Source organism: Duganella sp. AC237 (genome assembly GCF_979254035.1).
The window spans coordinates 4,188,708-4,211,661 of record NZ_CEEDEW010000003.1 but is presented as its reverse complement, the minus strand read 5'-3'; the positions used below and the strand labels follow the sequence as shown (position 1 = coordinate 4,211,661).

At 65.1% G+C, this 22,954-nt stretch carries 23 protein-coding genes; 17 read left to right on the top strand and 6 right to left on the bottom strand.

The window, feature by feature from the left end; all coding sequences use genetic code 11:
• The first annotated feature begins 155 nt into the window (after positions 1–155).
• From AC0IYS_RS18620 to AC0IYS_RS18605, 4 genes are all read left to right on the top strand, one after another.
• Complete coding sequence (locus tag AC0IYS_RS18620; RefSeq protein ID WP_008449399.1) at positions 156–503, top strand: integration host factor subunit alpha; 348 nt, start codon at positions 156–158, stop codon at positions 501–503.
• A 13-nt stretch (positions 504–516) separates the two neighbouring features.
• Positions 517–924, top strand: coding sequence for a MerR family transcriptional regulator (locus AC0IYS_RS18615; protein WP_471706574.1), 408 nt, complete (start codon positions 517–519; stop codon positions 922–924).
• Positions 925–1,070: 146 nt separating this feature from the next.
• On the top strand, positions 1,071–1,703 hold the full coding sequence (locus tag AC0IYS_RS18610; protein WP_090313944.1) for a response regulator: 633 nt from the start codon (positions 1,071–1,073) through the stop codon (positions 1,701–1,703).
• Positions 1,704–1,862: 159 nt separating this feature from the next.
• Positions 1,863–3,518 carry a CHASE3 domain-containing protein gene (locus AC0IYS_RS18605; protein WP_471706573.1) on the top strand — a complete coding sequence of 552 codons (1,656 nt, stop codon included), beginning with the start codon at positions 1,863–1,865 and terminating at the stop codon, positions 3,516–3,518.
• Here the strand turns inward: AC0IYS_RS18605 and AC0IYS_RS18600 are convergent.
• Positions 3,415–4,224, bottom strand: a complete 810-nt coding sequence (locus AC0IYS_RS18600; RefSeq protein WP_471706572.1) for a Crp/Fnr family transcriptional regulator — start codon at positions 4,222–4,224, stop codon at positions 3,415–3,417. The two genes, AC0IYS_RS18605 and AC0IYS_RS18600, sit on opposite strands and share 104 nt — an antisense overlap.
• A 217-nt stretch (positions 4,225–4,441) precedes the next feature.
• On the opposite strand from AC0IYS_RS18600, the gene AC0IYS_RS18595 reads away from it, so the two are divergent.
• The 9 genes from AC0IYS_RS18595 to AC0IYS_RS18555 all read left to right on the top strand — a co-directional run bounded on the left by AC0IYS_RS18595 (position 4,442) and on the right by AC0IYS_RS18555 (position 16,313).
• A complete protein-coding gene (locus AC0IYS_RS18595) occupies positions 4,442–5,128 on the top strand; it encodes a response regulator transcription factor (RefSeq protein WP_471706571.1) in 687 nt (228 codons plus the stop codon).
• Positions 5,121–6,296: a sensor histidine kinase gene (locus AC0IYS_RS18590; protein WP_471706570.1), complete on the top strand. Its 1,176-nt coding sequence runs from the start codon at positions 5,121–5,123 to the stop codon at positions 6,294–6,296. The genes AC0IYS_RS18595 and AC0IYS_RS18590 overlap by 8 nt, the downstream gene beginning before the upstream one ends.
• Before the next feature lie 155 nt (positions 6,297–6,451).
• Entirely contained in the window at positions 6,452–6,880 is a 429-nt protein-coding gene (locus AC0IYS_RS18585; protein WP_471706569.1) for a type IV pilin protein, read from the top strand.
• The gene (locus AC0IYS_RS18580; RefSeq protein WP_471706568.1) at positions 6,868–7,518 is read left to right on the top strand and encodes a pilus assembly FimT family protein; all 651 of its coding nucleotides are present in this window, start codon (positions 6,868–6,870) and stop codon (positions 7,516–7,518) included. Before AC0IYS_RS18585 ends, AC0IYS_RS18580 begins: the two co-directional genes overlap by 13 nt.
• Positions 7,515–7,931 carry a type IV pilus modification PilV family protein gene (locus tag AC0IYS_RS18575; RefSeq protein ID WP_471706567.1) on the top strand — a complete coding sequence of 139 codons (417 nt, stop codon included), beginning with the start codon at positions 7,515–7,517 and terminating at the stop codon, positions 7,929–7,931. The genes AC0IYS_RS18580 and AC0IYS_RS18575 overlap by 4 nt, the downstream gene beginning before the upstream one ends.
• 1 nt (position 7,932) lies before the next feature.
• Complete coding sequence (locus tag AC0IYS_RS18570; RefSeq protein WP_471706566.1) at positions 7,933–9,168, top strand: PilW family protein; 1,236 nt, start codon at positions 7,933–7,935, stop codon at positions 9,166–9,168.
• A complete protein-coding gene (locus tag AC0IYS_RS18565; protein ID WP_471706565.1) occupies positions 9,165–9,782 on the top strand; it encodes a pilus assembly PilX family protein in 618 nt (205 codons plus the stop codon). The genes AC0IYS_RS18570 and AC0IYS_RS18565 overlap by 4 nt, the downstream gene beginning before the upstream one ends.
• Positions 9,783–9,784: 2 nt before the next feature.
• Complete coding sequence (locus tag AC0IYS_RS18560; RefSeq protein ID WP_471706564.1) at positions 9,785–14,521, top strand: pilus assembly protein; 4,737 nt, start codon at positions 9,785–9,787, stop codon at positions 14,519–14,521.
• Between the two features lie 124 nt (positions 14,522–14,645).
• Positions 14,646–16,313 carry a peptide chain release factor 3 gene (locus AC0IYS_RS18555; RefSeq protein WP_090313935.1) on the top strand — a complete coding sequence of 556 codons (1,668 nt, stop codon included), beginning with the start codon at positions 14,646–14,648 and terminating at the stop codon, positions 16,311–16,313.
• 2 nt (positions 16,314–16,315) lie between these two features.
• On the opposite strand, the gene AC0IYS_RS18550 is transcribed toward AC0IYS_RS18555, so the two are convergent.
• The 4 genes from AC0IYS_RS18550 to AC0IYS_RS18535 form a co-directional block, all read right to left on the bottom strand.
• Entirely contained in the window at positions 16,316–17,140 is an 825-nt protein-coding gene (locus tag AC0IYS_RS18550; RefSeq protein ID WP_471706563.1) for an NAD(P)H-hydrate dehydratase, read from the bottom strand.
• A gap of 149 nt (positions 17,141–17,289) precedes the next feature.
• Positions 17,290–18,060, bottom strand: a complete 771-nt coding sequence (locus tag AC0IYS_RS18545; RefSeq protein WP_471706562.1) for a histidine phosphatase family protein — start codon at positions 18,058–18,060, stop codon at positions 17,290–17,292.
• The gene (xth, locus tag AC0IYS_RS18540; protein ID WP_471706561.1) at positions 18,060–18,845 is read right to left on the bottom strand and encodes an exodeoxyribonuclease III; all 786 of its coding nucleotides are present in this window, start codon (positions 18,843–18,845) and stop codon (positions 18,060–18,062) included. Before xth ends, AC0IYS_RS18545 begins: the two co-directional genes overlap by 1 nt.
• A gap of 23 nt (positions 18,846–18,868) precedes the next feature.
• Entirely contained in the window at positions 18,869–19,330 is a 462-nt protein-coding gene (locus AC0IYS_RS18535; protein WP_471706560.1) for a DUF421 domain-containing protein, read from the bottom strand.
• 144 nt (positions 19,331–19,474) lie between these two features.
• Here AC0IYS_RS18535 and AC0IYS_RS18530 point away from each other — a divergent pair, with 144 nt between their 5' ends.
• From AC0IYS_RS18530 to AC0IYS_RS18515, 4 genes are all read left to right on the top strand, one after another.
• A complete protein-coding gene (locus AC0IYS_RS18530) occupies positions 19,475–19,726 on the top strand; it encodes a hypothetical protein (protein ID WP_471706559.1) in 252 nt (83 codons plus the stop codon).
• Positions 19,727–19,808: 82 nt separating this feature from the next.
• Positions 19,809–20,207: a GntR family transcriptional regulator gene (locus AC0IYS_RS18525; protein WP_471706558.1), complete on the top strand. Its 399-nt coding sequence runs from the start codon at positions 19,809–19,811 to the stop codon at positions 20,205–20,207.
• On the top strand, positions 20,204–21,079 hold the full coding sequence (locus AC0IYS_RS18520; protein WP_471706557.1) for an ABC transporter ATP-binding protein: 876 nt from the start codon (positions 20,204–20,206) through the stop codon (positions 21,077–21,079). Before AC0IYS_RS18525 ends, AC0IYS_RS18520 begins: the two co-directional genes overlap by 4 nt.
• Complete coding sequence (locus AC0IYS_RS18515; RefSeq protein ID WP_471706556.1) at positions 21,076–22,506, top strand: hypothetical protein; 1,431 nt, start codon at positions 21,076–21,078, stop codon at positions 22,504–22,506. The genes AC0IYS_RS18520 and AC0IYS_RS18515 overlap by 4 nt, the downstream gene beginning before the upstream one ends.
• A 31-nt stretch (positions 22,507–22,537) precedes the next feature.
• On the opposite strand, the gene AC0IYS_RS18510 is transcribed toward AC0IYS_RS18515, so the two are convergent.
• Complete coding sequence (locus AC0IYS_RS18510; RefSeq protein ID WP_471706555.1) at positions 22,538–22,876, bottom strand: DUF6677 family protein; 339 nt, start codon at positions 22,874–22,876, stop codon at positions 22,538–22,540.
• Between the last annotated feature and the right edge of the window lie 78 nt (positions 22,877–22,954).

Here is a 22,954-nt window from a genome sequence, read left to right as displayed (position 1 = left end):
ATAAAGTCCGTTCCGTTTTCTTTTTTTGATCATTCGGGAGTCCGGCAAAGGCCGGACTCATTCGTTCTTTGATAAGGCAGGGCAGGAAAATTAATAACAACGACGTTGATTCCGCCGTACTCCAATCCGCATTGGCTGCCGATTTGCATCGCGCCATGCAGGTCGCCAAGGTACGCCAGGATGCGGAAAAAGATTTGCCCACGCTGACCAAGGCGGAGCTGGCCGAACTGCTGTTCGAACAGGTCGGTCTGAACAAGCGCGAAGCCAAGGACATGGTGGAAACCTTCTTCGACGAGATCCGCAACGCGCTCGAGCGTGGCGAAGCCGTCAAGCTGTCCGGGTTCGGCAACTTCCAGCTGCGCGACAAGCCGCAGCGTCCGGGCCGCAACCCCAAGACCGGCGAGGAAATCCCGATCACCGCGCGCCGCGTGGTGACCTTCCATGCGAGCCAAAAACTCAAGGGCATGGTCGAAGAGACCAACCCGATGGCGCGTGCCGCCTGAGTAGGAGCGAGTGATGAACGATCGTCTCGCCAAGTCCGAACTGGTCGTCCTGCCACCAATACCGGCCAAGCGCTACTTCACCATCGGTGAAGTCAGTGAGCTGTGCGGCGTCAAACCGCATGTGCTGCGCTACTGGGAGCAGGAATTCACCCAGCTCAAGCCCGTCAAACGGCGCGGCAACCGGCGCTATTACCAGCATCACGAAGTGCTGCTGATACGCCGCATCCGCGAGCTGTTGTACGAGCAAGGCTTCACCATCAGCGGGGCACGCAATAAACTCGACAGCCGTGCTGTCGATGGCGCGGCGGCGGAGTATGATGGCGGTTTCGGCGAAGAGGCGCGGGACGTGCCCCCGCCGTTGGACCGCGAAATGATACGCAGCGAACTGCTTTCCATCCTGAGTCTGCTCCAGCAAGACTAGCGCGCACACCACTGCGCAGGGCGTGGCAAGAAGCTAATTCCTGATATACTTTCAATATTATTCAATTATCAGCGACGCTGATATACACGGTGGCGTGAAGTCCGGCGTGCCCGAGGGGCGCGGGCCGGACAAGACGAGGGGAAACAATGATACGCGTTGCCATTTGTGACGACCATCAGATAGTAAGAGCAGGATTTAAACAGATTTTTTCGGCGTCGGACGATTTCGACGTGGTCGCGGAAGCCGGTACGGGGCGTGAAGCGCTCGATATCGCTCGCCGTGAGATTTGCGACGTGTTGCTGCTCGATATCGCCATGCCCGACCAGAGCGGCATCGATACCTTGCGCACCATACGCCAAGGGCAGCCTGATCTGCCGGTGCTGATTTTGTCGGGCTATCCGGCCCAGCAGTACGCGCTGAACCTGTTCAAGATGGGCGCCAACGGCTATCTGAACAAAGAGTGCGAGGCCGACGAGCTGATCACCGCCGTGCGTACCGTGTACCAGGGCCGCCGTTACGTCAGCTCGACCGTCGGCGAACTGCTGGCGCAAAGCTTCGACCGCGATCCGAACACGGCGCTGCACACCGAGTTGTCCGACCGCGAGTTCCAGGTCTTTCTGCGGCTGGCGCGCGGAGCAACGGTGTCCGATATCGGCGTGGCGCTGTCGTTAAGCATCAAAACCGTCAGCACCTACCGCACCCGCATCATGGAAAAGATGGGGATGCAGTCGAACAGCGATTTAACATATTACGCAATGAAAAATAACTTGCTGGACTGAAATTTTGCAAGCCGGTCTCGTCCTGAGACCAATTGCTTAATGGATACAGTTGCGCACTCTTGCGGTGCGCCGCTGCTGCATCTATTTCCCTAACGGACTATAATGAGCCAGCCTGGCGTGTTGCCGGCTGGACTTAACTCTCCCCCGCGAAGGAAGTGGATGTATTTCACCGCCGAAACAGCGCCGCATCACCGCCTGCCGCTGTACAAGACCGTCTTGTGCGTGACCTGTGCGTTGTTGCTGATCGTGAACGGCTTCAGCCTGTTTTACAATTTGCAGGCCCTGCGCGGCGCGCAAGTGCTGCTGGGCCAGAGCGCGCGCGTGGCCGACCGCCTGCAATATCTCAACGTGCTGGTGCTCGATGCCGAAAGCAGCATGCGCGGCTATTTCCTGTCCGGCAGCGACGCCTATCTCGGTCCGACGCGCACCGCCCTGGTCGACAGTGAACACGAATTCAAGGAATTGCAAAAGCTGCTGGCCGACAATCCGACCCAGCTCAAGAATCTGACCCAGCTGCAAACCCTGGTGCGCCGCCGGCTGACCACCGTCAGCCAGGCGATCGACGTCTACCGCGAGGGCGGGCTGGACGAGATCGTTAAAATCGCCAAACTGAGCGACGGCCGCGGCAGCATGGACGAGATCCGCCTGCAGGTCGTCATCATGGAGCAGGAGCAGAACGAGACCATGGCCACGCGCAGCGCCATGTTCTATCAGGAATATCAAAAGGCGGTGTTGCTCGGCATGAGCATCAACGCCGTCGCCATCGTGGTGTTGATCATGTTCTACCAGCTGGTGCGGCGCAGCTTCGCCAACCGGGCCCAGGTCGAGCACGCGCTGCAGGCTGCCAATGAAACCCTGGAAACGCAGGTCGAACAGCGCACCGAGCAGCTATCGGTGCTGTCGCGCCACCTGATCAGTATCAGCGAGGAGGAGAAGGTGCGGCTATCGCGCGAGCTGCACGACGAGATGGGCGCCTTCCTGACCTCGATCAGCATGGACATCGCGGCCGTCACGCAGCAGTTGCAAAAGAATCAGCCCGAGATGGCCGCCCAGCTCAAGCGCGCGCGCGGCACCCTGATGGAAGCGGTCGAAATGAAGCGCCGCATCGTCGAGAACTTGCGGCCTAGCCTGTTGGACAATCTGGGCCTGTGCGCGGCCATCGAAAGCTATTGCGACGAGTTCAGCCGCATGTCGCAAGTGCGCTGCGATTGTGACGTCGCCGCCGACATCGAGGCGCTGGGCCGTGATTCGGGCGACCTGTCGATCGCCTTGTTCCGCATCGTGCAGGAATCGCTGACCAATATCCGCAAGTACGCCAAGGCCAGCCGCGTGACGGTGACCTTGAACCGCAATGAGGAAGCGCTGATGCTGCGCATTATCGATGACGGCATCGGCATCGCCGCCAACAACATCGTCAAGCCGATGTCGCACGGTTTGCTGGGCATGCGCGAACGCGCCTTGCTGCTGGGCGGGACGATGACGATACGGCGGGGACGCAACGATACGGGGACTTGCATCGAAGTGGCCATTCCGCTGCGTAAGAGCGATGGCCGTAGCGGCGTGGCGACCAATGCCGCGCCAGCGCCGGGACAGGAGCGCCGCATGCAGCCGCAGACGGTGGATGCGATGATGACCGCGACGGCCGTCACGGCGGCGCCATTGCCGCCGCTGCCGTCCGCCATCACGGACGTACTGAACCGCGCCGACGCGCTTAACAGCGCGCTACATCAATCAGCAGACGGTCATACTCCGTCTTCGCAACCTTATAACACTCACCCGCATAATCCTCCAAGCCTGAGCGATCAAGCACGGTGATGTTGCCGCGGCGGTAGGTGATCAAGCCGTCTTCCTGCAGTTTGCCGGCGGCGGCGGTGATGCTCTCGCGGCGCACGCCCAGCATGATCGAAATCATTTCCTGCGTAACTTTCAGTTCGTTCGATGGCGAGCGGTCCAGGCGGTCCAGCAGCCAGCGGCACAGCTTTTGCTCGATCGAGCTGTGGCGGCCGCCGACGGCGTTTTGCGCCATCTGCGCGAACAGCGCGGTGTTGTAGCGCATCAGCAGCGCGGGCAGGGCGCCGCCCTGGTTGAAGGCGTCGCGCAGGTGCTGGGCCTTCATGCGGTAGCCGTAACCGGCAGCCTGCACCACGGCGCTGCACATGGCGCGCTCGCCGTCGAACAGCGACACGCCGACCACGCCTTCGTGGCCGACCACGGCGATCTCGGTGGTGGCGCCGTCTTCCATCACATACAGCAGCGACACGATGGCGGTAGTGGGGAAATGAACGTAGTCCATCGCGCCGCCGAATTCAAACAGTTCTTTGCCAAAGGGCAGGGTGACGAGTTCCAGGTGTTCAAACAAGGATTCGAGCACGTCACGTGGAAGCGCGGCCAGCAGTTCGTTTTGCTGGGTGCCGCTGTAGCTGACAACAGGCCGCGACGCAACCTTAAACTCTTTCGAATCGACCGCCATGGTGCCGGATACGGTGGATTTCTCGGTTGCGTTGACTTGGGTGTTGTTCATATTTTCCTCACTAATCTCTGGCTATACAAAACACGTCGGGGTTATCTGACGTGCTGGTAGCACTTTATGGGGAATGTTAGTTTGCGAACATAAGAGGAGTAGACGCACAAATGTAGGCTTGCAACATGGTTGGATGTAGGCCTGCTCCTACATAGTGACTATGTTTCTACTTATCGCCGGTGCATAATCCACAAATCCCAGTCGGAGGGCGCACAACATGCATGTACTTGTGGTGGAAGACGACGCCGTCCTTGCGGACGGCCTGAGCCGTGTGTTGGGCGGCCACGGCATGGTGGTGGAAGTGGTGGCCGACGGCGCCCAGGCCGACGCGCTGCTGCAGCGTGCCGCGCAGGCGGAGGTGATCGTGCTCGATATCGGCCTGCCGGGCGTCGACGGCTTCGAGGTGGTGCGCCGGCTGCGCGCGCGCGGCAGCCAGGTGCCGGTGCTGTTGCTCACGGCGCGCGACGCCATCGAGGACCGGGTGCGCGGGCTGGAGCTGGGCGCCGACGATTACCTGGTCAAGCCCTTCGCCACCGCCGAGCTGGTTGCGCGGCTAAAGGCGCTGGCGCGCCGCAACGCGCCCAAGCCGACCGTGCTGGCGCTGGGCGACCTGGCGCTCGATCTGTCGGCCAAGCGGGCGCGGGTGCGCGACAAAACCGTCGAGCTGTCGGTGCGCGAATGGGCCGTGCTCGAGTACCTGCTGCAGCACGGCGCGCGGGTGGTGTCCAAGCAGCAGATCATCGAAGCCATCCTGCCGTGGGGCGACGATTTGACCTTGAACGCGGTGGAGGTCTATATCTCGCGGCTGCGCTTGAAGATCGCTGACGCCGGCGTCTCGATCCGCACCATCCGCGGTTTCGGCTACATGCTGGAGCTGGCTGCCGCGCGGGGCACGGATGACTAGCATCAGGCTGCGGCTGCTCAAAACGCTGATCGTACCCATCCTGCTGATCAATCTGGCGGGCGGCGCGTTGGCCTACATGCTGGCATGGCTGCCGGCGCAGATCGCGTTCGACCAAAGCCGGGGCGAGCCGGCGACGCCTCAGGTTCCGTCCACGGACGGCGCCGTCGTTGCGTCCCCGGCAGGGAAAATCGTGCTCGGCCAGGCACCGAACAAGCACGTGCAGATGCGGCAAGCCGTGGTGCGCGGGCTGGTGCTGTTGGAGGTATTGATCGCGCTCGCATGTATCGGCTTGATCTGGTTCTCGGTCAGCAACGGACTGCGGCCGCTGAACCGCCTGCGTGCCGGCCTCAACGCGCGCGACGGTGATGACCTCGCACCGATCGCCATCGCCGACGTGCCGTACGAACTGGAGCCGGTGGTGTCGGCCTTCAACGGCCTGCTGGACAAGGTGGGCGAGGGCGCCAAGGCGCGCCAGGACTTCCTGGCCAACGTCGCGCATCAGCTGCGCACGCCGCTGGCGGGCTTGAAGACGCAGCTCGAATGGCTGGGCGCGCGCCACGCCGAGCCGGACACGGCGCACTCGGTCAAGCTGATGCTGTCGGCCACCGAGCGCATGATCCGGCAAACCAACCAGTTGCTGGCGCTGGCTCGCGCCGAACCGAACCATTTTGAAAAGACCCGGCTCGAAGCGGTGGCGTTGAACGAGCTGGTCGAAGACGCGATTCAATCCTTCGTCGACCAGGCCACGGGCAAGGGGATCGACATCGGCTTCGATTTGCGGCCGGTGGAGATCAACGGCGACCGTTTCCTGCTGCGCGACCTGATCGACAATGTCATTGACAACGCCATCCGCTACACGCCGGCGGGCGGCACGGTGACGGTCGCGTGCCGGGCGGACGAGGGCGGCGGTGTGCTGACGGTCGAGGACAGCGGCCCCGGCATCCCGGCGGCCAAGCGCGGGCAAGTCTTCAGCCGCTATGTCCGGCTCGACGACAAAACCCACGGCAGCGGCCTCGGCCTTGCCATCGTGCGCGACATCGCCATCGTCCACGGCGCCACGCTGAGCATCGGCGACGCCACCGGCGGCCACGGCGCCCTGTTCACGGTCCGCTTCCCCAACAGCAACTCCGGGGTCAGGTCCACCAATTCTACACAAGCTCTGCCCTAGGCCGCCCAAATCGCGGTTAACGGCCGGGCTCGTGTAGAAAAAGTGGACCTGACCCCGGAGTTGTTGTTTGTCAGGTGTTTGTCAGCATTTCCTCAGGGAAATGCAAGCTTGCGGGCGTAGACTGGTTCTAGCAGATAACATACCTGGAGCCGGCCATGAAAAAACGACTACCTAAGGGTTTTACGCTGATCGAGGTCATGGTCACTGTCGCCATCGTCGGCATCCTGCTGGCCGTGGCCATCCCCGCCTACAGCGATTACGTGGTGCGCGGCCGCTTGAGCGAGGCTTTCACCGCGCTTGGCGGCGCCCAACCGGCCGCCGAGCAGTTTTGGTCGAACAACCGCACCTATGTCGGCTTCGGCGCCGCCAATACCTTCCCGGCCAATACCGCTTACTTCACCTACGCGCTCAGCGGCGAGTCGGCCTCGACCTATACCCTGACCGCGACCGGCACCGGCAAGACGGCCGGCTTCGTCTACACCATCGACCAGAACGGCACCCATGCCACCACCGGCAGTCCGGCCGGCTGGGGCATTAGCGCTTCATGCTGGGTCGATCACAAGGGTGGCGCATGCACCAATTGACGCGGCCGCCCCGGCGCGGCCGGCGTCGCCAAAGCGGCGTGACGCTGATCGAGCTGCTGGTGACCATCACCATCTTCGGCATCATGCTGGCGGTCGGCATTCCCAACGCCAGCCGCTGGCTGCTGGCCAACCGCGCGCGCGGCGCCAGCGAGTTCTACGCCGACGGGTTCAGCCTGGCACGCCGCCAAGCCGTCGCCCACAACGCCTTCAGCCGCATTTCGCTCACGCCCAACGTCAACACCGGCCAGATGGATTGGCAGGTCGATATCTGCTTCGTCAGCCAGGACGCCCGGTGCACCGATGCCCAGGGCGCGTGGTCGACCACCGATGCGCCCTCGGCCAGCGACCCGGAAGGCGCCGCCGGCTGGAAATCCGTGTTCCGCGCGGCCGATGCGCTGCCGCCGGCCGAGATCCTGCTGCCGACCACGCAGCCCGCCGGCAGCAGCCAGGTGTACTACACGCCGCTCGGCTGGGTCGATCCGCAGATCGCCAATCGCCTCGGCAGTCTGCGCCTCGATCCATCGACGGCCTTCGCCGACGAGGTGCAGCCGGTGGCGCTGGTGGTGACCCTGGCCGGTATGGCCACCAAATGCAATCCGACCTTGCCAAGCACCGATAACAGGAGCTGTCCGCCATGAAAACCATTCCCGTCCGCCGTCAGGCCGGTATCGCGTTGCTGGAGGCGATGCTGGCCATCGTGATCCTGGGCATCGGCCTGCTGGGCACGGTCGGCCTGCAGGCGCGCGCCTATTCGGCGCTGTCGGACGCGGGCATGCGCGCCGAGGCCACCGTGGCCGGCGAGAAACTGCTGGGCGTGATGACGGCCGATACGGCCAACCTTGCCGCTTATACCCTGGCCGAGAACGGCACGCCGGGCCCGGCCATCGCGCCGTGGGTGGCCGAGACGCGCGCGGCGATCCCCGGCGCCGTCGTCTCCGTCACCGTGACCCGCCAGGTGTTCCAGACCCAGGTCGATATCGCGATCCGCTGGCAGCGCAAGGCGAATACCGAGCAGAACCGGCATTTGCTCACCTCCTATATTGCGAACTGAGATGGGCGCCCATCTCGCTCCCGTCCTGGCCGTGCGGCGCCGTCTCGGCCGCGGTTTTTCGCTGGTCGAGCTGATGGTTAGCGTGGTGATCGGCCTGCTGGCGCTGGTGTTCGCCACCCGGCTTGTCGTCAGCGGCGAACAGAACAAGGATGCCGCCGTCGGCGGTTCCGACTCCATGCAAAACGGCATGCTGGCGCTGTTCTCCCTCAGCGGCGACGCCGCCGACGCCGGCTGGGGCTTGAACGATACGATGCTGGCCGGCTGCGACACCGTGTTCTCCGACGCTAACGGCTACCAGCTGGCGGCGGCGCAGCGCGGCGGCGCCCCCATTACGCCCCTGGCGCCCGTGGTGATCCAGTCCAACGGCGCCAGCAGCGACGTCGTGTCGTTCTATAGCGGCACCTCGCAGGCCGGCGTCGGCTCGACCAAGCTGGTGAGCAATTACGTCCCCGGCGAGGGCACGCTCACCGTCGATAGCCGCAATCCTTACGACTTCAATGTCGGCGACGTGCTGGTGGTGGCGCCCGCCACACCCGGGGCGCGGCCATGCACGGTATTCCAGTTGTCCGGCTTCGGCATCGGCGTCAACGGCAACCAGTTGCAGGTCGCCGGCGGCGCGGATTTCCCGTTCAATCCGCAGGCCGGCTTGACCTCCGCGTACCCGCTCAACGTCAGCTATGTCTACAACCTGGGCAGCGCCGCGCGGCTGCATTTCCACACCTGGTCGGTCAACAACGGCATCCTGCTGCTGCGCTCGACCGACATGCCCGGCTCGGCGCAGCAGGGCGCGTCGGTGATCGACAACGTGGTGGCGCTCAAGGCGCAGTACGGCTTCGACAACCGCGCGCTGGCGGAGTACGACCCCAACACGCCCGGCAACAGCACGGTGCCGGTGTCGACCGCCAGCGGCATGCGGATCGGCGTCTGGAGTTCGACCATGATCGACGCCGACCACGACGGCGTCGTCGGCAGCGCCGGCGATTATCAGCGCATCGGTTCGGTGCGGCTGGCGGTGGTGGCGCGCAGCAAAAGCGCCGAAAAGCCCAACAGCGCCGGCCAGTGCGGCGCCACCACCGTGCAGCCGACCGTGTTCGCCGGCAATGCACCGGCCACGGTGGCGGCCGCGCCGGTGCAGGTGAACGTGGCGGTGGCCGGCGACACGCTCGACTGGAAATGCTATCGCTACCGCGTGTTCGAGACGATCGTGCCGATCCGTAACGCCCAATGGAGGCCATGATGATCCCGCTCCCACCGCCATCGCCGTCGCCTTTCCGCCGCCGCCGGCTCCAGCGCGGCATCGCGTTGCCGGTCATGCTGATCATGCTGACGGTGATGATGGTGAGCAGCATCTACCTGCTCAAGTCGAGCACGTCGACGACGATGACCGCCGCCAACCTGGCCTACGACTCGGCATTGAGCAAGTCGGCCGACGCCGGCCTGCACGCCGGCTTCGCCTATCTGCGCTCGGTGGTAAACCGTTCCGATTTGCTGGTCAACCAGCCCGCCCAAGGTTATGTGGCGACCCTGACGCCGACCTGGACCGTGAGCAACGCCAACTTCTGGCTCGGCGCCGTCACCATGGCGGCCAATCCGGCCACCGGCGACCAGGTGCAGTACGTGATCCACCGCATGTGCACCTTTCCCGGGCCGTACAACGGCAACAACAACCGCTGCCGGACCACGTCGGCGCGGCCCAACAGCCAGGCGCCGCAGCCGTTCGGCACCTCGTTGGCGCTGGGCGGGCCGAAATTCCTGCTGCAGCCGCAGATCCACTATGTGGTGACGGCGCGCATCACCGGCGCGCGCGGGGCCAACGTGGTGACGCAAGCCGTGGTCTTGAAGGGGCCGTAATCATGAACAAGCAAATGAACAAGCACATGAGCAAGCACATCTTCCCGTCGCCGGCGTCGCTGTTGGCCGTAGTGCAGTCTGCGGCGCTGGCTGTGATGATGGCCTTGGCGCCATCCGCCGTCATCGCCGCCGCCACCCAGATCGCCCAGGTGCCGCTGCTCAATATTACCGGCACCGGCACCGTCAAGCCCAATCTGATGCTGCTGTTCGATAATTCCGGCTCGATGGAGCAGACCTACACCCCGGATTACGTCAACGACAGCCTGTGCCGCAGCGGCGCCACCTTGCAGGCCGGCACGACCGTGTGCGCGGTCGGCCACCCGCCGTTCATGAGCCCGGATTTCAACAAGCAATACTACAACCCGGCGATACGCTATCTGGTGCCGATCAAGGCCGACGGCAGCTTTTATCCCGAGCAAAACCGCGCCAACACCACCGACTGGACCTCGGTCAGCGGCGACGGTTTCGGCGCCAGCAAGCGCGACCTGGCCGGCGCCACCGTCACCGCCAACCTCAACCTGGTGACCGGCTTTCCGGACCTGCGCTGGTGCGCCGGCGGCACCTGCCGGGCCAACACCTCCAGCTATACCTATCCGGACGCGACCTACCAGACCGCCAGCGCCGTCACCACCGGGCCTTACTACTACACCATCGGCGTCGGCCAGTTCTGCACCGACGACACGATGAAGGTGTGCCAATCGACCGCCGTCGGGGCGATGGCGCCGGCCGGCTATCCGGTGCCGGTCAAGGTGCGCTGGTGCAGCGACCGGCTGTTGACCCAGTGCCAGGGCAAGCGGGTCGGCAGCTTCATTTATCCCGGCTATTCGGCGCCGGCCGGCGCGGTGGCCGCCTACGGCACCATCGCCATCGGCGCCTCGGCCACGGCGACCTCGATGACCATCACCGGCGTGACGCTGACCGATGCCGGCGGGGTCCAGACCAGCCTGACCAATACCACCATCACCGCCGCCGCCGGCACCAACAGCGCCACCAAGCAGCAGACGGTGGCCAGCGCGCTGGCCGCCAACATCATCGCCACCAGCAACCCCACGCAAAAGCAGATGTTGGCCTGCGTGCGCACGCCCACCAGCCAGTCCAACGTTCCCGCCTGCAGCGTGTTCGGCATTACCCTGGCCTCCGACAACATCGTCGCGGTGCTGCCGGTGAACTGCACGGGCACGCCGAAGACCGTCGCCGGCTGCGTCGTCGTCAGCGACGGCTCGCGCGCCGGCTGGGGCCTGTCAGTGACCGCGCCGCAGGCGGTGGTCACCGCGATGGTGCCGGCCAAGTCGGTGATCACCTTCGCCGGGACCAATACGGCCAACGGCTTCGGCCAGAACGCCATCCTGCGCAACCTGTCGCTGGGGACGACCGTGCTGGTTGGCGGCAGCAGCGGCGCCAACCCGCCTTACCTGAACATGGGCCGCAACCGCAGTCCGAGCTATGTGGCCGGCGCGCTGGCCGGCGAGATCGGCGTGGCCGGCGCCATCCGCGCCTATCCAGGCGGCCACGCGCTGTGCCCGGGGCTGACGGACGCCAGCGTCTGCCTGCTGGATTACGGCGCCACGTCCAACGCCGCCGCGATCAGCAATTTCACGATGGACAACCAGGGCGGCGTGACGTGGACGCGCGGTGCGACCGGCGGTTACCAGGCCGCCGTCAACGACGGCATTCCGACCTCGACGGCGGCCATCTCGGCCGGATCGAGCGCGCCCAATCCCTTCGTGCGGGTCGACATCGTCAGCGGCCGGACCTATCCGAAGAGCGCCGACCGCGTCGATTGCGCCGGCGCCAGTTGCAGCTACGACGAGGAGATGACCAATTTCGCCAACTGGTACGTCTACTATAAAAGCCGGCTGCAAATGATGAAGACGTCGGTCGGCCTGGCCTTCGCGGCCATCACCGGCAACTACAAGGTCGGCTACGTCAAGCTGTCGAACGCCGGCGCCGGCCAGGCGATCGACCAGAAGCCGGCCGACTTCACCGGCACCGCCCGCACCAACTGGTACACCAATCTGTACACCACCACCACTTCCGGCTCGACGCCGATCCGCACCGCGATGGACAACGTCGGCCGCATGTTCGGCAACCTGGCGCCCTACAACTACGGCACCGGCCAGGAGGTGGTGCAATATCCCTGCCAGCAAAACTTCCTGATCCTGACGACCGACGGCTACTGGAACGGCAGCACCACCAACAACGTGGTCAACAACGACAACGTGGAGAACCCGGCGCGTTTCTGCACCCAGGCGCGCGGCTGCGTCGACGGCAGGACGCAAGGGCAGCCATCGATCGCCGACGTCGCGCTGCACTGGTACAACGGCGGCTCCAGCACCACCACGGTGTCGCTGCGCCCGGCGCTGGAGCCGGACATGACGCGCCCCGGCTCGGTGCCGGCCGGCCCCGGCGAGAACACCCATCTGCACATGAATACCTACACGCTGGGCCTGGGCGTGGACGGTGTCATGACCTACGAGCGCAATTACGACACCGCGGCCAGGCCCGGCGGCGATTTCTACAACCTGGTCACCGGCCTCACCACCGGCTGTCCGTGGAACGGCAACGGCGCCTACGTCTGGCCCGATCCGGCCACCGCCAGCACCGCCAACACGGTGCAGGAGCGGGTCGACGATTTGTGGCACGCGGCCATCAACGGCCACGGCAAGTACTTCAGCGCGCAGGAGCCCAAGGAGGTCATCAGCGGCCTGAGCGAGGCGCTGTCGAACATGCAGGTGCGCAGCGGCGCGGCGGCGGCCGCCGCCACCTCGACGCCGAACATCACCCGCACTGATAACGATATCTTCTCCGACACCTTCACGACGGTCAAATGGTACGGCGAGCTGTCCAACCAGAAGATCGACATCACCAACGGCGACGTCATCCCGACGCCGGTCTGGACCACCAGCAGTACCCTGGGCAAGCGCGTGGCAGGCGGCACCGACACGCGCCGCATCTACATGATGAATCCGGCGGGCGCGCCCGGCGGCGACCTGCTCGATTTCCGCTTCGCCAACATGACCGGCATCACCGCCGGCTGGTTCAGCAACAAATGCGCGGCGCTGGCCCAGTGCACCTTGCTGTCGGCCCCCGACCGGGCCATCGTCAACGACGGCAACAACCTGGTCAACTGGCTGCGGGGGCAGCAGCAGCACGCCGACGACAACCTGTTCCGCGCCTATACGATGACGCCGGACGATCCGGGCGCGCCCTCGACGCCGATTCCTATCGTGCTGGGCGACATCGCCTCGTCCAAGCCGGCCTTCGTGCGCGCGCCGCTGGCCGAGTATCCGGATAGCGACTACGACGCCTACAAAGACAAATACGGCAATCCGGCCAGCCCGGGCTACCGCGCCGGCACGGTGTACACCGCCGCCAACGATGGCATGCTGCATGCGTTCAACGCCCAAAACGGCGAGGAGGTGTGGGCCTACGTGCCGCGCATCACGATGAAAAAGCTGCACGCGCAGGCCAGCACCACCTACGGCACCAACCACCAGTACACCACCGACGGCTCGCCCGAGGTGGCCGACGTCAAGGTGGACACGCCGTCAGGCAAGCAGTGGCGCACCATCCTGGTGGCCGGCCTGAACGGCGGCGGCCGCGGTTACTACGCGCTCGACGTCACCGACACCGGCGCCGCACCCAGGCAGTTGTGGGAGTTCTGCGCCGATCCGGCCGTCTGCGCGCTCAACGATCCCGATTTGGGGCTGACCTTCGGCAACCCGCAGTTCGGCACCTTGGCCGACGGCCGCTGGGTGGTGTTCGTCACCTCCGGCTACAACAACATCACCGGCACGGACGGCGTCAGCGGCGGCGACGGCAAGGGCTACCTGTACATCCTGGACGCCTACACTGGCCAGTTGCTGAAAAAGGTCGGCACCAATTCCGGCGATGCCGTGACGCCGTCCGGGCTGGGCAAGATCACCGCCATTTCCGACGACCCGGGTTCGGACCCGAAGGCGACCTATATCTATGGCGGCGACAACCAGGGCCAGATGTGGCGCTTCGACCTGACGGCCGCCAGCGGAGCGGTGTCGGTGATCAAGATGGGCGACGCCGGCGTCACCAAGCCGATCACCACCCGTCCCGACGTGACCATGTGCGGCGTGCAGACGACAAGCACCGCCGGCGGCGTGACCACCACCAGCATGCGGGGCGTGCGGGTGGTGCTATACGGCACCGGGCGCCTGCTCGATATTCCGGACACGTCCAGCACCGCGATCCAGAGCCTATACCTGCTCAAGGACAGCGGCGTGCCGATCAGCAATGTGCGCGGCGCAACCATGGTGCAACAGACGCTCAGCCTGCTCGGTTCGAGCAGCAACACCAACAACTATGCGATCACCAGCAACCCGGTCGACCTGTCGCAGAAGGACGGCTGGTTCTTCGACTGGTCGCTGGTGCCCGGCGAGCGCATGAACCTGGACCCGCAAATCGTCAGCGGCGTGGCCAACGTGGTGACCAACCTGCCGACGTCCTCGTCGTCTTGTTCCGTAGGCGGTTCGAGCAACCTGTACCAGGTTAATGTCTGCAACGGCCACGCGATCGGCACCCAGCCGGCCGGCATCACGTTATCGAGCACCTCGGCGGCGGTCGGCTTCATCATCGTGCGCCTGCCGAGCGGCCAGCTCAAGCTGATCTCGACGCTGGCCGACGGCCGCAAGGTGGTCAACGAGGGGCAGGAGGAGGCCGCCGCCGAGGCGCACCGGGTGGGCTGGCGCCGGGTCCGGGGCGAATAATCGCCGGCCGGAGCGGGGCGGCGGCAGCCGCAGTGGCCCCGCCGGCCCGTGAAACAATTCACACGGCAGAGCCAAGTGCCGGTAAAATCGAGGGTTTTGCAGAACCGCCTTAGATCGCGAACAAATGGTCAACGATATCGAAACCGCAATACCCGAAAATAACGACGACGCGGCCCCGGCGGCCAGCGCCAAAACGCCTGCGCTGATCGCGCGCGAAGTGCAGCGCCGCCGCACCTTCGGCATCATTTCCCACCCGGACGCGGGTAAAACCACGCTGACCGAAAAGCTGCTGCTGTTCTCGGGCGCGATCCAGATGGCCGGTACCGTCAAGGCCCGTAAATCGGGCCGCCACGCGACCTCGGACTGGATGGAGATCGAGAAGCAGCGCGGCATTTCGGTGGCCTCGTCAGTGATGCAGTTCGAATTCCGCGACCACGTGGTCAATCTGCTCGACACCCCGGGTCACCAGGACTTCTCGGAAGATACCTACCGGGTGCTGACGGCGGTCGACTCGGCGCTGATGGTGATCGACGCCGCCAAGGGTGTGGAGGCGCAGACCATCAAGCTGCTGGCCGTCTGCCGCATGCGCAATACGCCGATCGTCACCTTCATGAACAAGATGGACCGCGAGACGCGCGATCCGCTGGAACTGCTCGACGAGCTGGAATCGGTGCTCAAGATCCAGTGCGCGCCGGTGACCTGGCCTATCGGCATGGGCAAGAACTTCCGCGGCGTGTACCACCTGCTGAACGACGAGATCATGCTGTTCAAGGCGGGTGAAGAGAAGGCCGACGGCGCCTTCGAGATCATCAAGGGCATCGACAATCCGCGCCTGCAGGAGATGTTCCCGCTGGAGATGGACCAGTTGCGCATGGAAGTGGAGCTGGTCAACGGCGCCTCGCATCCGTTCGATCTGGAGCAATTCCTGTCGGGCGTGCAGACGCCGGTGTTCTTCGGCTCCGCGATCAACAACTTCGGCGTGCGCGAGATTCTGTCGGCGCTGGTCGACTGGGCCCCGGCGCCGCGCGAGCGCGACGCCACGGTGCGTTCGGTCGATCCGAAGGAGCAGCCGTTCACCGGTTTCGTGTTCAAGATCCAGGCCAATATGGACCCGGCCCACCGCGACCGCATCGCCTTCCTGCGCGTGTGCTCGGGACGTTTCGAGCGCGGCATGAAGGTCAAACATTTGCGCCTCGGGCGCGAGATCAAGGTGTCGTCGGTGGTGACGTTCATGGCGTCGTCGCGCGAGCAGGTGGAAGAGGCGTACGCCGGCGACATCATCGGCCTGCCGAACCACGGCAACATGCAGATCGGCGACTCGTTCTCCGAGGGCGAGCTGTTGACCTTCACCGGGATTCCTTACTTCGCGCCGGACTTCTTCCGTTCGGTGCGGATCCGTAATCCGCTCAAGATCAAGCAGCTGCACAAGGGTTTGCAGCAGCTGGGCGAGGAGGGCGCGGTGCAGGTCTTCAAGCCGGTGCAGGGCGGCGAGCTGGTACTGGGCGCGGTCGGCGTGCTGCAGTTCGAGGTGGTGGCGAGCCGTCTGCTCAACGAGTACGGCGTCGACGCCGTATTCGAAGGCACCAGCATCAGCAGCGCGCGCTGGATTTCCAGCGACGACAAGAAGGCGCTGGCCGACTTCGAGAACGCGCTGGGCCACAACGTCGCCTACGACGCCGCCGGCAACATGGCCTACCTGGCCACGTCCAGCGTCAATCTGCGCTTGACCGAGGAGCGCTGGCCGAAGCTGAAGTTCCACGCCACGCGCGAGCACTCGGCCAAGCTGGTGTAATACTAATGCGCCGCGAGGGCCCGCAACAGCGCGGGCACCTCGCCGCTGATCTCGCGCGCCAGATAGCCCAGCGGTCCATGCCGCAGCGACAGCTGCTCCCCGGCCATCGCATGCAAGGCCACGCCCCAGGCGGCGGCTTGCTCCAACGCCGCGCCGCGCGCCGCCAGGCCCGCGATCAACCCCGCCAGCACATCGCCCGATCCCGAAATCGCCAATCCCGTATTGCCGCCCTCATGGCGCCAGCGCTTGCCGGACGGCGCGACGATCGTGGTGACCGCGCCCTTGAGCGCCACCACCGCTCCCCAATTGTCCGCCGCCTGCTGCGCCGCCAGCTCCGGCTGCGTGGCGATATCCTCTTTTTTCTCGCCTGTCAGCCCTGCCAGTTCGCCCGCGTGGGGCGTCAGCAGCACCGGACTATCGAAGCGGAAGCCGTCGCGCACCAGGCACATGGCGCCGGCATCCAATACAAGCGGCGCGTGTGCGCAATGCGGAAGCAGCGACCGCACCAGCGCCGCGCTGGCCGCCTCGTCCTGCATGCCCGGACCGATCAGCACCGCGCTGGCGCGCTCACAGGCCTTGTACAGACTTGCGCAACCGTCGGCCACCAGCCCGCCGTCGGGCGTCTCGCCCAAGCCGATCACGCGTGCCTCCGGCAGCGCCACGCCGAGCGCCGGCGCCACGCTGACCGCCGTCGCGATGGTCAGCTTGCCGGCCCCCGCCCGCAGCGCGGCGGTGGCCGCCAGCAGCAAGGCCCCCGGCATCTCGCGCGACCCTGCGACGATCAGCACATGGCCGCGCACCTCCTTGTCGGCATCCGGCCCCGGCATCGGCAACTTCCAGTCGCGTAACGACCCAGCGGTAATAGCAACTCCGGGGTCAGGTCCACCAATGCTACACGGGCTCGTCCCTACAGACTCGATACCCTCGGGCTCGTGTAGAAATGGTGGACCTGACCCCGGATTGGAATTGGTGGTATTCATGATTTCGGGGCGGCCGGCATGTCCGGCTGGTGGGTGACCGGCGTGCCGCTGTCTTCCAGCGGCGCGACGAAGTTGGCTTGCACCAGCGTCAGCTTGCCGTGCTTGCCGGCCTTGGGGTCGAAACGGTATTCGGTGATGCCGCAGTTGGGCACGTCGCCCATGCGATCGATCGCCAGGATGCCTTCCTCGTCGAGCCGTTCGAGCAGGTAGCGGAAGCAGTTGACGATCACCTGGTGGGCGACGATCAGCACCCGCTCGCCCCGGTATTCGCGGCTGATGGTGTCGAGCGTACTGCGCAGGCGCAGGATGACGTCGCACCAGCTTTCGCCGCCCGGCGGACGGAAATAGAATTTGCCTACGTGCTGGCGCTGCTCGGCCAGCTCCGGGTATTTGTCGCGGATGCCCAGCGGCGTGAGGCGGTCGAGGATGCCGAACTCCTTTTCGCGCAGGCGCTCGTCGGCCACCACGGTGCTCAGGTTCTCGCGGCCCAGCTGATCGAGCACCGCGCTGGCGGTGGCGCGCGCGCGGATGTACGGCGAGAACAGCACCACCGTCGGCTGGCCGTCCGGTCCGAGCGCGCGGAACCAGCCGCCCAGCGCCTGCGCCTGGCGTTGGCCCAACGGCGACAACGGTACGTCGACGTCGCGCTCGGCGATGTCGATCAGGAACTGCGACGCGGCTTCGGCGGCGTCGCGCGCGACGTTGCCGGCGCTTTGGCCGTGCCGCACCAGCCAGATTTGATCAGGCCATTTTTGTTCGCGCTCCATCACTTGCCTCCGTCGATATCGAGCTCGATCCACACCGGCGCGTGGTCGCTGGGTTTTTCGCGCCCGCGCACGTCGCGGTCGACCTCCGCCGCCTTCAACGACGGCGCCAGGTCGGGGCTGAGCAGCAGGTGGTCGATGCGCAGGCCGGCGTTGCGTCCATAGGCGTTGCGGAAGTAGTCCCAGAACGTGTAGATCGTCTCGCCCGGATGCATGGTGCGCAGCGCGTCGGTCCAGCCCTGCGCCAGCAGCCGGTGGAAGGCTTCGCGCACCTCGGGCCGGAACAGCGCGTCGTCGCCCCAGCGTTCCGGTTTGTAGACATCGAGCTCGGTGGGCATGACGTTGAAGTCGCCGGCGATCACCGTCGGCGTGCCGCTGTCGAGCAGGCGCGCCGAGTGCGTGATCAGCCGCTCGAACCATTTCAGTTTGTAGTCGAATTTGGGGCCGGGCGCGGGATTGCCGTTGGGGAGGTACAGGCCGGCGATCAACACCCCGTTGACCACCGCTTCGATGTAGCGGCTTTGTTCGTCCTCGGGATCGCCCGGCAGGCCGCGCCCGACTTCGATCGGCGCCACGCCGCGCGCCAGGATGGCGACGCCGTTCCAGCTCTTTTGGCCGTGCCAGACGGCTTGGTAGCCGGCTTCGTTGATCGCCGCCTCGGGAAATTTTTCCTGCGGCGCTTTGAGCTCCTGCAGGCAGACGGCGTCCGGCTGCGTCTCTTGCAGCCATTGGAGCAGGGCGGGCAGGCGGCTGCCGATGCCGTTGACGTTGAAGGTGGCGATACGCATGAATCTCCTTGTGTTTGGTTTGACTACTCGTCGTGAAGCACGGTGATCTGGCCGTTCGCCTCCAGGAATATGCATTTCATTTCATCTAGCGAGCAGTTGGCCTCGCGCAGCGCCTGGTCGACGTCGCCCTTGGCCACGTGGTTGCGGCGCATCGCGTCATGGAATACCTTGCCGTCGCGCCCCAGCAGCACCGCTTCGCCGTCGATGATGGCCGCGATCTTTTCGCTGCGCGAGGTGGCGACGGCGATCGCCACATTCAGCACGATCAAGGTGAGCGCCAGGATCAGCGCGCCCGGGATGGAATCGTCGCCGCCCGACAGCGAAGACGATACCGCCTCGCTCAGCAGCATGACCACCAGCAGGTCGAACGGCGTGAACTGGCCCACGGTGCGCTTGCCGGAAAAGCGCATCATGACCAGCAAGGCGATATACACGATACTCGCGCGCAAGACGAATTCCCACCATGGCAATTCCATGTCGAACATACATTTCTCCAGTACGATTCTTCGAGCGATTTCATTGCATTATATGCAGCGCGCCACGGGCGTGGCGCGCTGGTGCGGGGCCAAATCGCGGCGGCGGTGAAGCAACGCACATAGCGTGGGCGGCCTCGCCACTAAGCTGTGCGCATGCCCGATTGGATCGATTTCTTGCAATGGCCAGCGATGGCGGTGACCGTGCTTGCCGCCTGGCTGGTCGCGTCCACCCGGCACACCCGGCGCAAGGCCGGGTTCTGGTGTTTTCTCGCCAGTAATGTGTTGTGGGTGGTGTGGGGACTGCACGACGAGGCCTACGCGCTGATCGCGCTACAGCTGTGCCTGGTCGCCACGAATATCCGCGGCGCTTTCAAGAACGAGGACAAGCCCGCCGAAGAAAAATAAGCCGATAAAAAAAGCAACATCGCGTTGCGGCTTGGTGTATTATCCGACTAATGCACCAATACATTGAGCGATACAGCCAGCGATGACTTCCCATTCCGCCACACTTTTTACGATCGCCGTCGGCTCGTCCGACCCGATCTACCGGCAGTTGATCGAGCAAACGCGCCGGCTTGTCGCCGCCGGCGTGCTGGCGCCCGGCGACGTGCTGCCGTCGGTGCGCGAGGTCGCGCTGGCCCTGGCGGTCAACCCGATGACCGTCTCCAAGGCCTACAACATGCTCGAAACCGAGGGCGTGCTGTCGCGCGCACGCGGCATCGGCATGCTGGTGGCCGAGCGCCCGGCGCAGGCGCACAGCCGGCGCGACCGCGAAGACCTGCTGCGACCCACCTTGCAACGGGCGGCGGCCGAGGCCCGCCAGCTCGAACTCGATCCCGATGCCGTCCTCGCCCTTTTCAAGAAAATTCTCAAGGAAGAACCATGAAATCATCCATCGTCGATGTCGCCGGCCTGCATAAAACCTTCGACGGCCAGCCGGTGCTCCAAGGCGTGAACTGGTCGATCGAACCGGGCAAGGTGATCGGCCTGCTGGGGCGCAACGGCGCCGGCAAATCGACCTTGCTGGCCTGTCTGCTCGGGCTGCGCGAAGCCGATAGCGGCGTCGTTACGCTGTTCGGCGAACAGGTGCCCGAGTTGAGCGACACGGTGCGCGCGAAGATCGGCTACGTGCCGCAAAAGTCCGACCTGTTCGAGTGGATGACGCCCGTGCAGATGCTCGACTACTTCAAGGCGCTCTATCCGCGCTGGAACGCCGACAAGGTGGCGGGCCTGATGCGGCGCTGGAGCCTGGACGGGCAGGCCGCTGGGCAGCACATCGGCAAGCTGTCCGGCGGCGAGAAGCAGCGCCTGTCGATCATCCGCGCGCTGGCCCACGATCCCGAACTGCTGGTGCTCGACGAGCCGGTCGCCAGCCTCGACCCGGTCGGCCGCCGCGACTTCCTGCACGAGCTGGTGGACGACGTCATCGAACGCGATACGACGGTGATTTTCTCGACGCACATCCTGTCGGACCTGGAGCGGGTGGCGCTGGACGTGGCGTTTCTACAGGGCGGCAAGATCACCTTGCAGGCGCCGCTCGACGAGCTGCTGGAAAGCGCCCACAGGATCAGCGGCAGCGACGCGATCATGGCGGGTATGCGCTTCGGCGACGAGATCCGGCGCATGCGCAACGGCGGTGACGGCGCTTCCGTGCTGGCGCGCCTGACCGGCGCCGAGGCGGCGGCATTGAGCGCCAGCCCCGGATTGCGCGTCGAATCACTCAGCCTGGAAGACTTGTTCGTCGAGGTGACCAAATGAACGCTGTTTTCCGCGCCTATGCGCCCTTGTTCCACCAAATGCTCGGCGATCGTGGCGGCCGCCGCACGCTGTTGTGGGTCAGCGGCGTACTGGTGGTCGTCGCCGTCGTGGGGGCGTGGCTGTCGCTCGCGGTCAAACACTCGTCAGAAGGCGCCGGCGCCTTCTGCTGCGTGGCGCTGGCTCTGTTCCTGTGGCTCTGGTCCAGCGTTTTCGTGAGCACCGCCATGCTCCAGAATCATCCGGCCAACGCCTGTCTGGTGCCGCATTTGCGGCGACGCCTCATTACGGCCTGCGTTGCGATGTTCGTCGTCAGCAGCGTCGTGCTGGCTGTCGCGGTCAGCCTGTTTTTCGGCCACTTCGGCTACGCGGTGGCCGGCGCCGGCTTGCTGGTTCCTTACGTGCTGCTGGCGCAGCGCTTTGTCTATCTCGCAATGCTACCGGTGTATGCCTCGCCGCTGTCCCAGTTGGTGCCGGCGGCGTGGACCGACAGGCTGACAGCTTTGCTGGCGTCGATCAACGAGCCCACGTTGTCGTTGTTCGGTGTCGCCGCCGATATTGCGTTGCTGGCCTGGGGGATAAGCATTGCGCTGCCGCGAGGCGGCGACCGGCACTTCGCGCTGAACGCGCGACGCACGTTGTGGCGGACCGCCGGTACGGACGGCGCGGCGCTGCGGGAATTGCAGCGCCGCCGTGTGTGGCGTTGGGGCTACGCGCGCGTTCTGCGCCGCGATAGCGTGCGGGCAGGGGCCCCGGGGCATAAACTGATGCACACGATGGGGACGACCGTGAACGAAGGGAGCACCGTTTTCGGGGTGGTCGTCTGCACGCTGCTGGCGGTACTGGCGGCACTGGCAAACGTCCCCGATGTGAAGATTTTTGGACCGATTGCCATCTTTGATCTTGCCCAGGTCTTCATGTTGCTGTCGGTTTCTTCGTACACGGTGGCGGTGCTGTTGGCCGCAGTGACACATAACGCCGAGCAGGGGCTGTATCGGCTGGCACCAAGGGCGCCATCCGCGCGTGAATTGAACCGCGTGTTTGCCAAAGCCGTCGTGCTGCGGTTCCTGAAGATTTGGCTGGTGGTGCTGGCGGGCCTGGTGGCGATCGACTGCGCGCGGCGAGGCAGCCTGGAACTTCGCGCTTATCCGCTGGCGCTGGCATCGCTAACGCTGCCGTTCATTTGCTTCCTGCTGCCGGACTATGCGCGCTTGCGCGCCGCCCCGCGCTGGGGTGTGAGCTTCGGCTTGCTGGTGGCGCTGATCCTGGGATACCTGTTTTTTGCGGCGCTCGCCGCGAGGCATCCAGGCTTTCCCTGGCTTGTGCTGGTGTGCCCGATCGTCGCCGGCTCCCTGCTGACGTTGTGGGTGCGGTGGATATCGATGACCAGGATGCCACCGGCATTCCCCGCCGGCCGTTTGGCCGCCTGACGATGACGACCGCGCGCGGCCGCCGCCAATTCTACGCCTGTCCGCGCCGCCCCAGCCAATAAGCGTCGGCCACCGACCCGATCCAGCACAGCAGGATCACCATCGAGGCCGCGTTGGTGGCCGGATTGTCAACGCCGGTGGCGTGGATGCGGGCGATGATGTCGATCGGATCGAGCGCCAGCTTGCCGCTGTTGATCTCATCGACCAGCGTATTGGCCAGCTCCAGCGTGGTGCGCAGCAGGAAGCCGATGGCCACCAGCGCCGGCACGACGAACAGGCAGCCGCGCAGCGGCCGTTTCAGCACCAGGTGGCCGAGGCCGGGGAAGATCAGCGCCGACACCAGGGCCGCCTTGGTAGTGGGTTTCATCATGCGTGCGTGGTTCCGTTCGTTATCGCTGTTGTTTATTGGTAGGGCTGGCGCCAAGTTGAGACAGCGCAAGATTGCGTA

Coding starts and splice junctions, on each gene's coding strand:
- AC0IYS_RS18620 (WP_008449399.1), top strand. CDS start 156: ATGCAGGTCGCCAAGGTACGCCAGGATGCGGAAAAAGATTTGCCCACG.
- AC0IYS_RS18615 (WP_471706574.1), top strand. CDS start 517: ATGAACGATCGTCTCGCCAAGTCCGAACTGGTCGTCCTGCCACCAATA.
- AC0IYS_RS18610 (WP_090313944.1), top strand. CDS start 1,071: ATGATACGCGTTGCCATTTGTGACGACCATCAGATAGTAAGAGCAGGA.
- AC0IYS_RS18605 (WP_471706573.1), top strand. CDS start 1,863: ATGTATTTCACCGCCGAAACAGCGCCGCATCACCGCCTGCCGCTGTAC.
- AC0IYS_RS18600 (WP_471706572.1), bottom strand. CDS start 4,224: ATGAACAACACCCAAGTCAACGCAACCGAGAAATCCACCGTATCCGGC.
- AC0IYS_RS18595 (WP_471706571.1), top strand. CDS start 4,442: ATGCATGTACTTGTGGTGGAAGACGACGCCGTCCTTGCGGACGGCCTG.
- AC0IYS_RS18590 (WP_471706570.1), top strand. CDS start 5,121: ATGACTAGCATCAGGCTGCGGCTGCTCAAAACGCTGATCGTACCCATC.
- AC0IYS_RS18585 (WP_471706569.1), top strand. CDS start 6,452: ATGAAAAAACGACTACCTAAGGGTTTTACGCTGATCGAGGTCATGGTC.
- AC0IYS_RS18580 (WP_471706568.1), top strand. CDS start 6,868: ATGCACCAATTGACGCGGCCGCCCCGGCGCGGCCGGCGTCGCCAAAGC.
- AC0IYS_RS18575 (WP_471706567.1), top strand. CDS start 7,515: ATGAAAACCATTCCCGTCCGCCGTCAGGCCGGTATCGCGTTGCTGGAG.
- AC0IYS_RS18570 (WP_471706566.1), top strand. CDS start 7,933: ATGGGCGCCCATCTCGCTCCCGTCCTGGCCGTGCGGCGCCGTCTCGGC.
- AC0IYS_RS18565 (WP_471706565.1), top strand. CDS start 9,165: ATGATGATCCCGCTCCCACCGCCATCGCCGTCGCCTTTCCGCCGCCGC.
- AC0IYS_RS18560 (WP_471706564.1), top strand. CDS start 9,785: ATGAACAAGCAAATGAACAAGCACATGAGCAAGCACATCTTCCCGTCG.
- AC0IYS_RS18555 (WP_090313935.1), top strand. CDS start 14,646: ATGGTCAACGATATCGAAACCGCAATACCCGAAAATAACGACGACGCG.
- AC0IYS_RS18550 (WP_471706563.1), bottom strand. CDS start 17,140: ATGCCGGGGCCGGATGCCGACAAGGAGGTGCGCGGCCATGTGCTGATC.
- AC0IYS_RS18545 (WP_471706562.1), bottom strand. CDS start 18,060: ATGGAGCGCGAACAAAAATGGCCTGATCAAATCTGGCTGGTGCGGCAC.
- xth (WP_471706561.1), bottom strand. CDS start 18,845: ATGCGTATCGCCACCTTCAACGTCAACGGCATCGGCAGCCGCCTGCCC.
- AC0IYS_RS18535 (WP_471706560.1), bottom strand. CDS start 19,330: ATGTTCGACATGGAATTGCCATGGTGGGAATTCGTCTTGCGCGCGAGT.
- AC0IYS_RS18530 (WP_471706559.1), top strand. CDS start 19,475: ATGCCCGATTGGATCGATTTCTTGCAATGGCCAGCGATGGCGGTGACC.
- AC0IYS_RS18525 (WP_471706558.1), top strand. CDS start 19,809: ATGACTTCCCATTCCGCCACACTTTTTACGATCGCCGTCGGCTCGTCC.
- AC0IYS_RS18520 (WP_471706557.1), top strand. CDS start 20,204: ATGAAATCATCCATCGTCGATGTCGCCGGCCTGCATAAAACCTTCGAC.
- AC0IYS_RS18515 (WP_471706556.1), top strand. CDS start 21,076: ATGAACGCTGTTTTCCGCGCCTATGCGCCCTTGTTCCACCAAATGCTC.
- AC0IYS_RS18510 (WP_471706555.1), bottom strand. CDS start 22,876: ATGATGAAACCCACTACCAAGGCGGCCCTGGTGTCGGCGCTGATCTTC.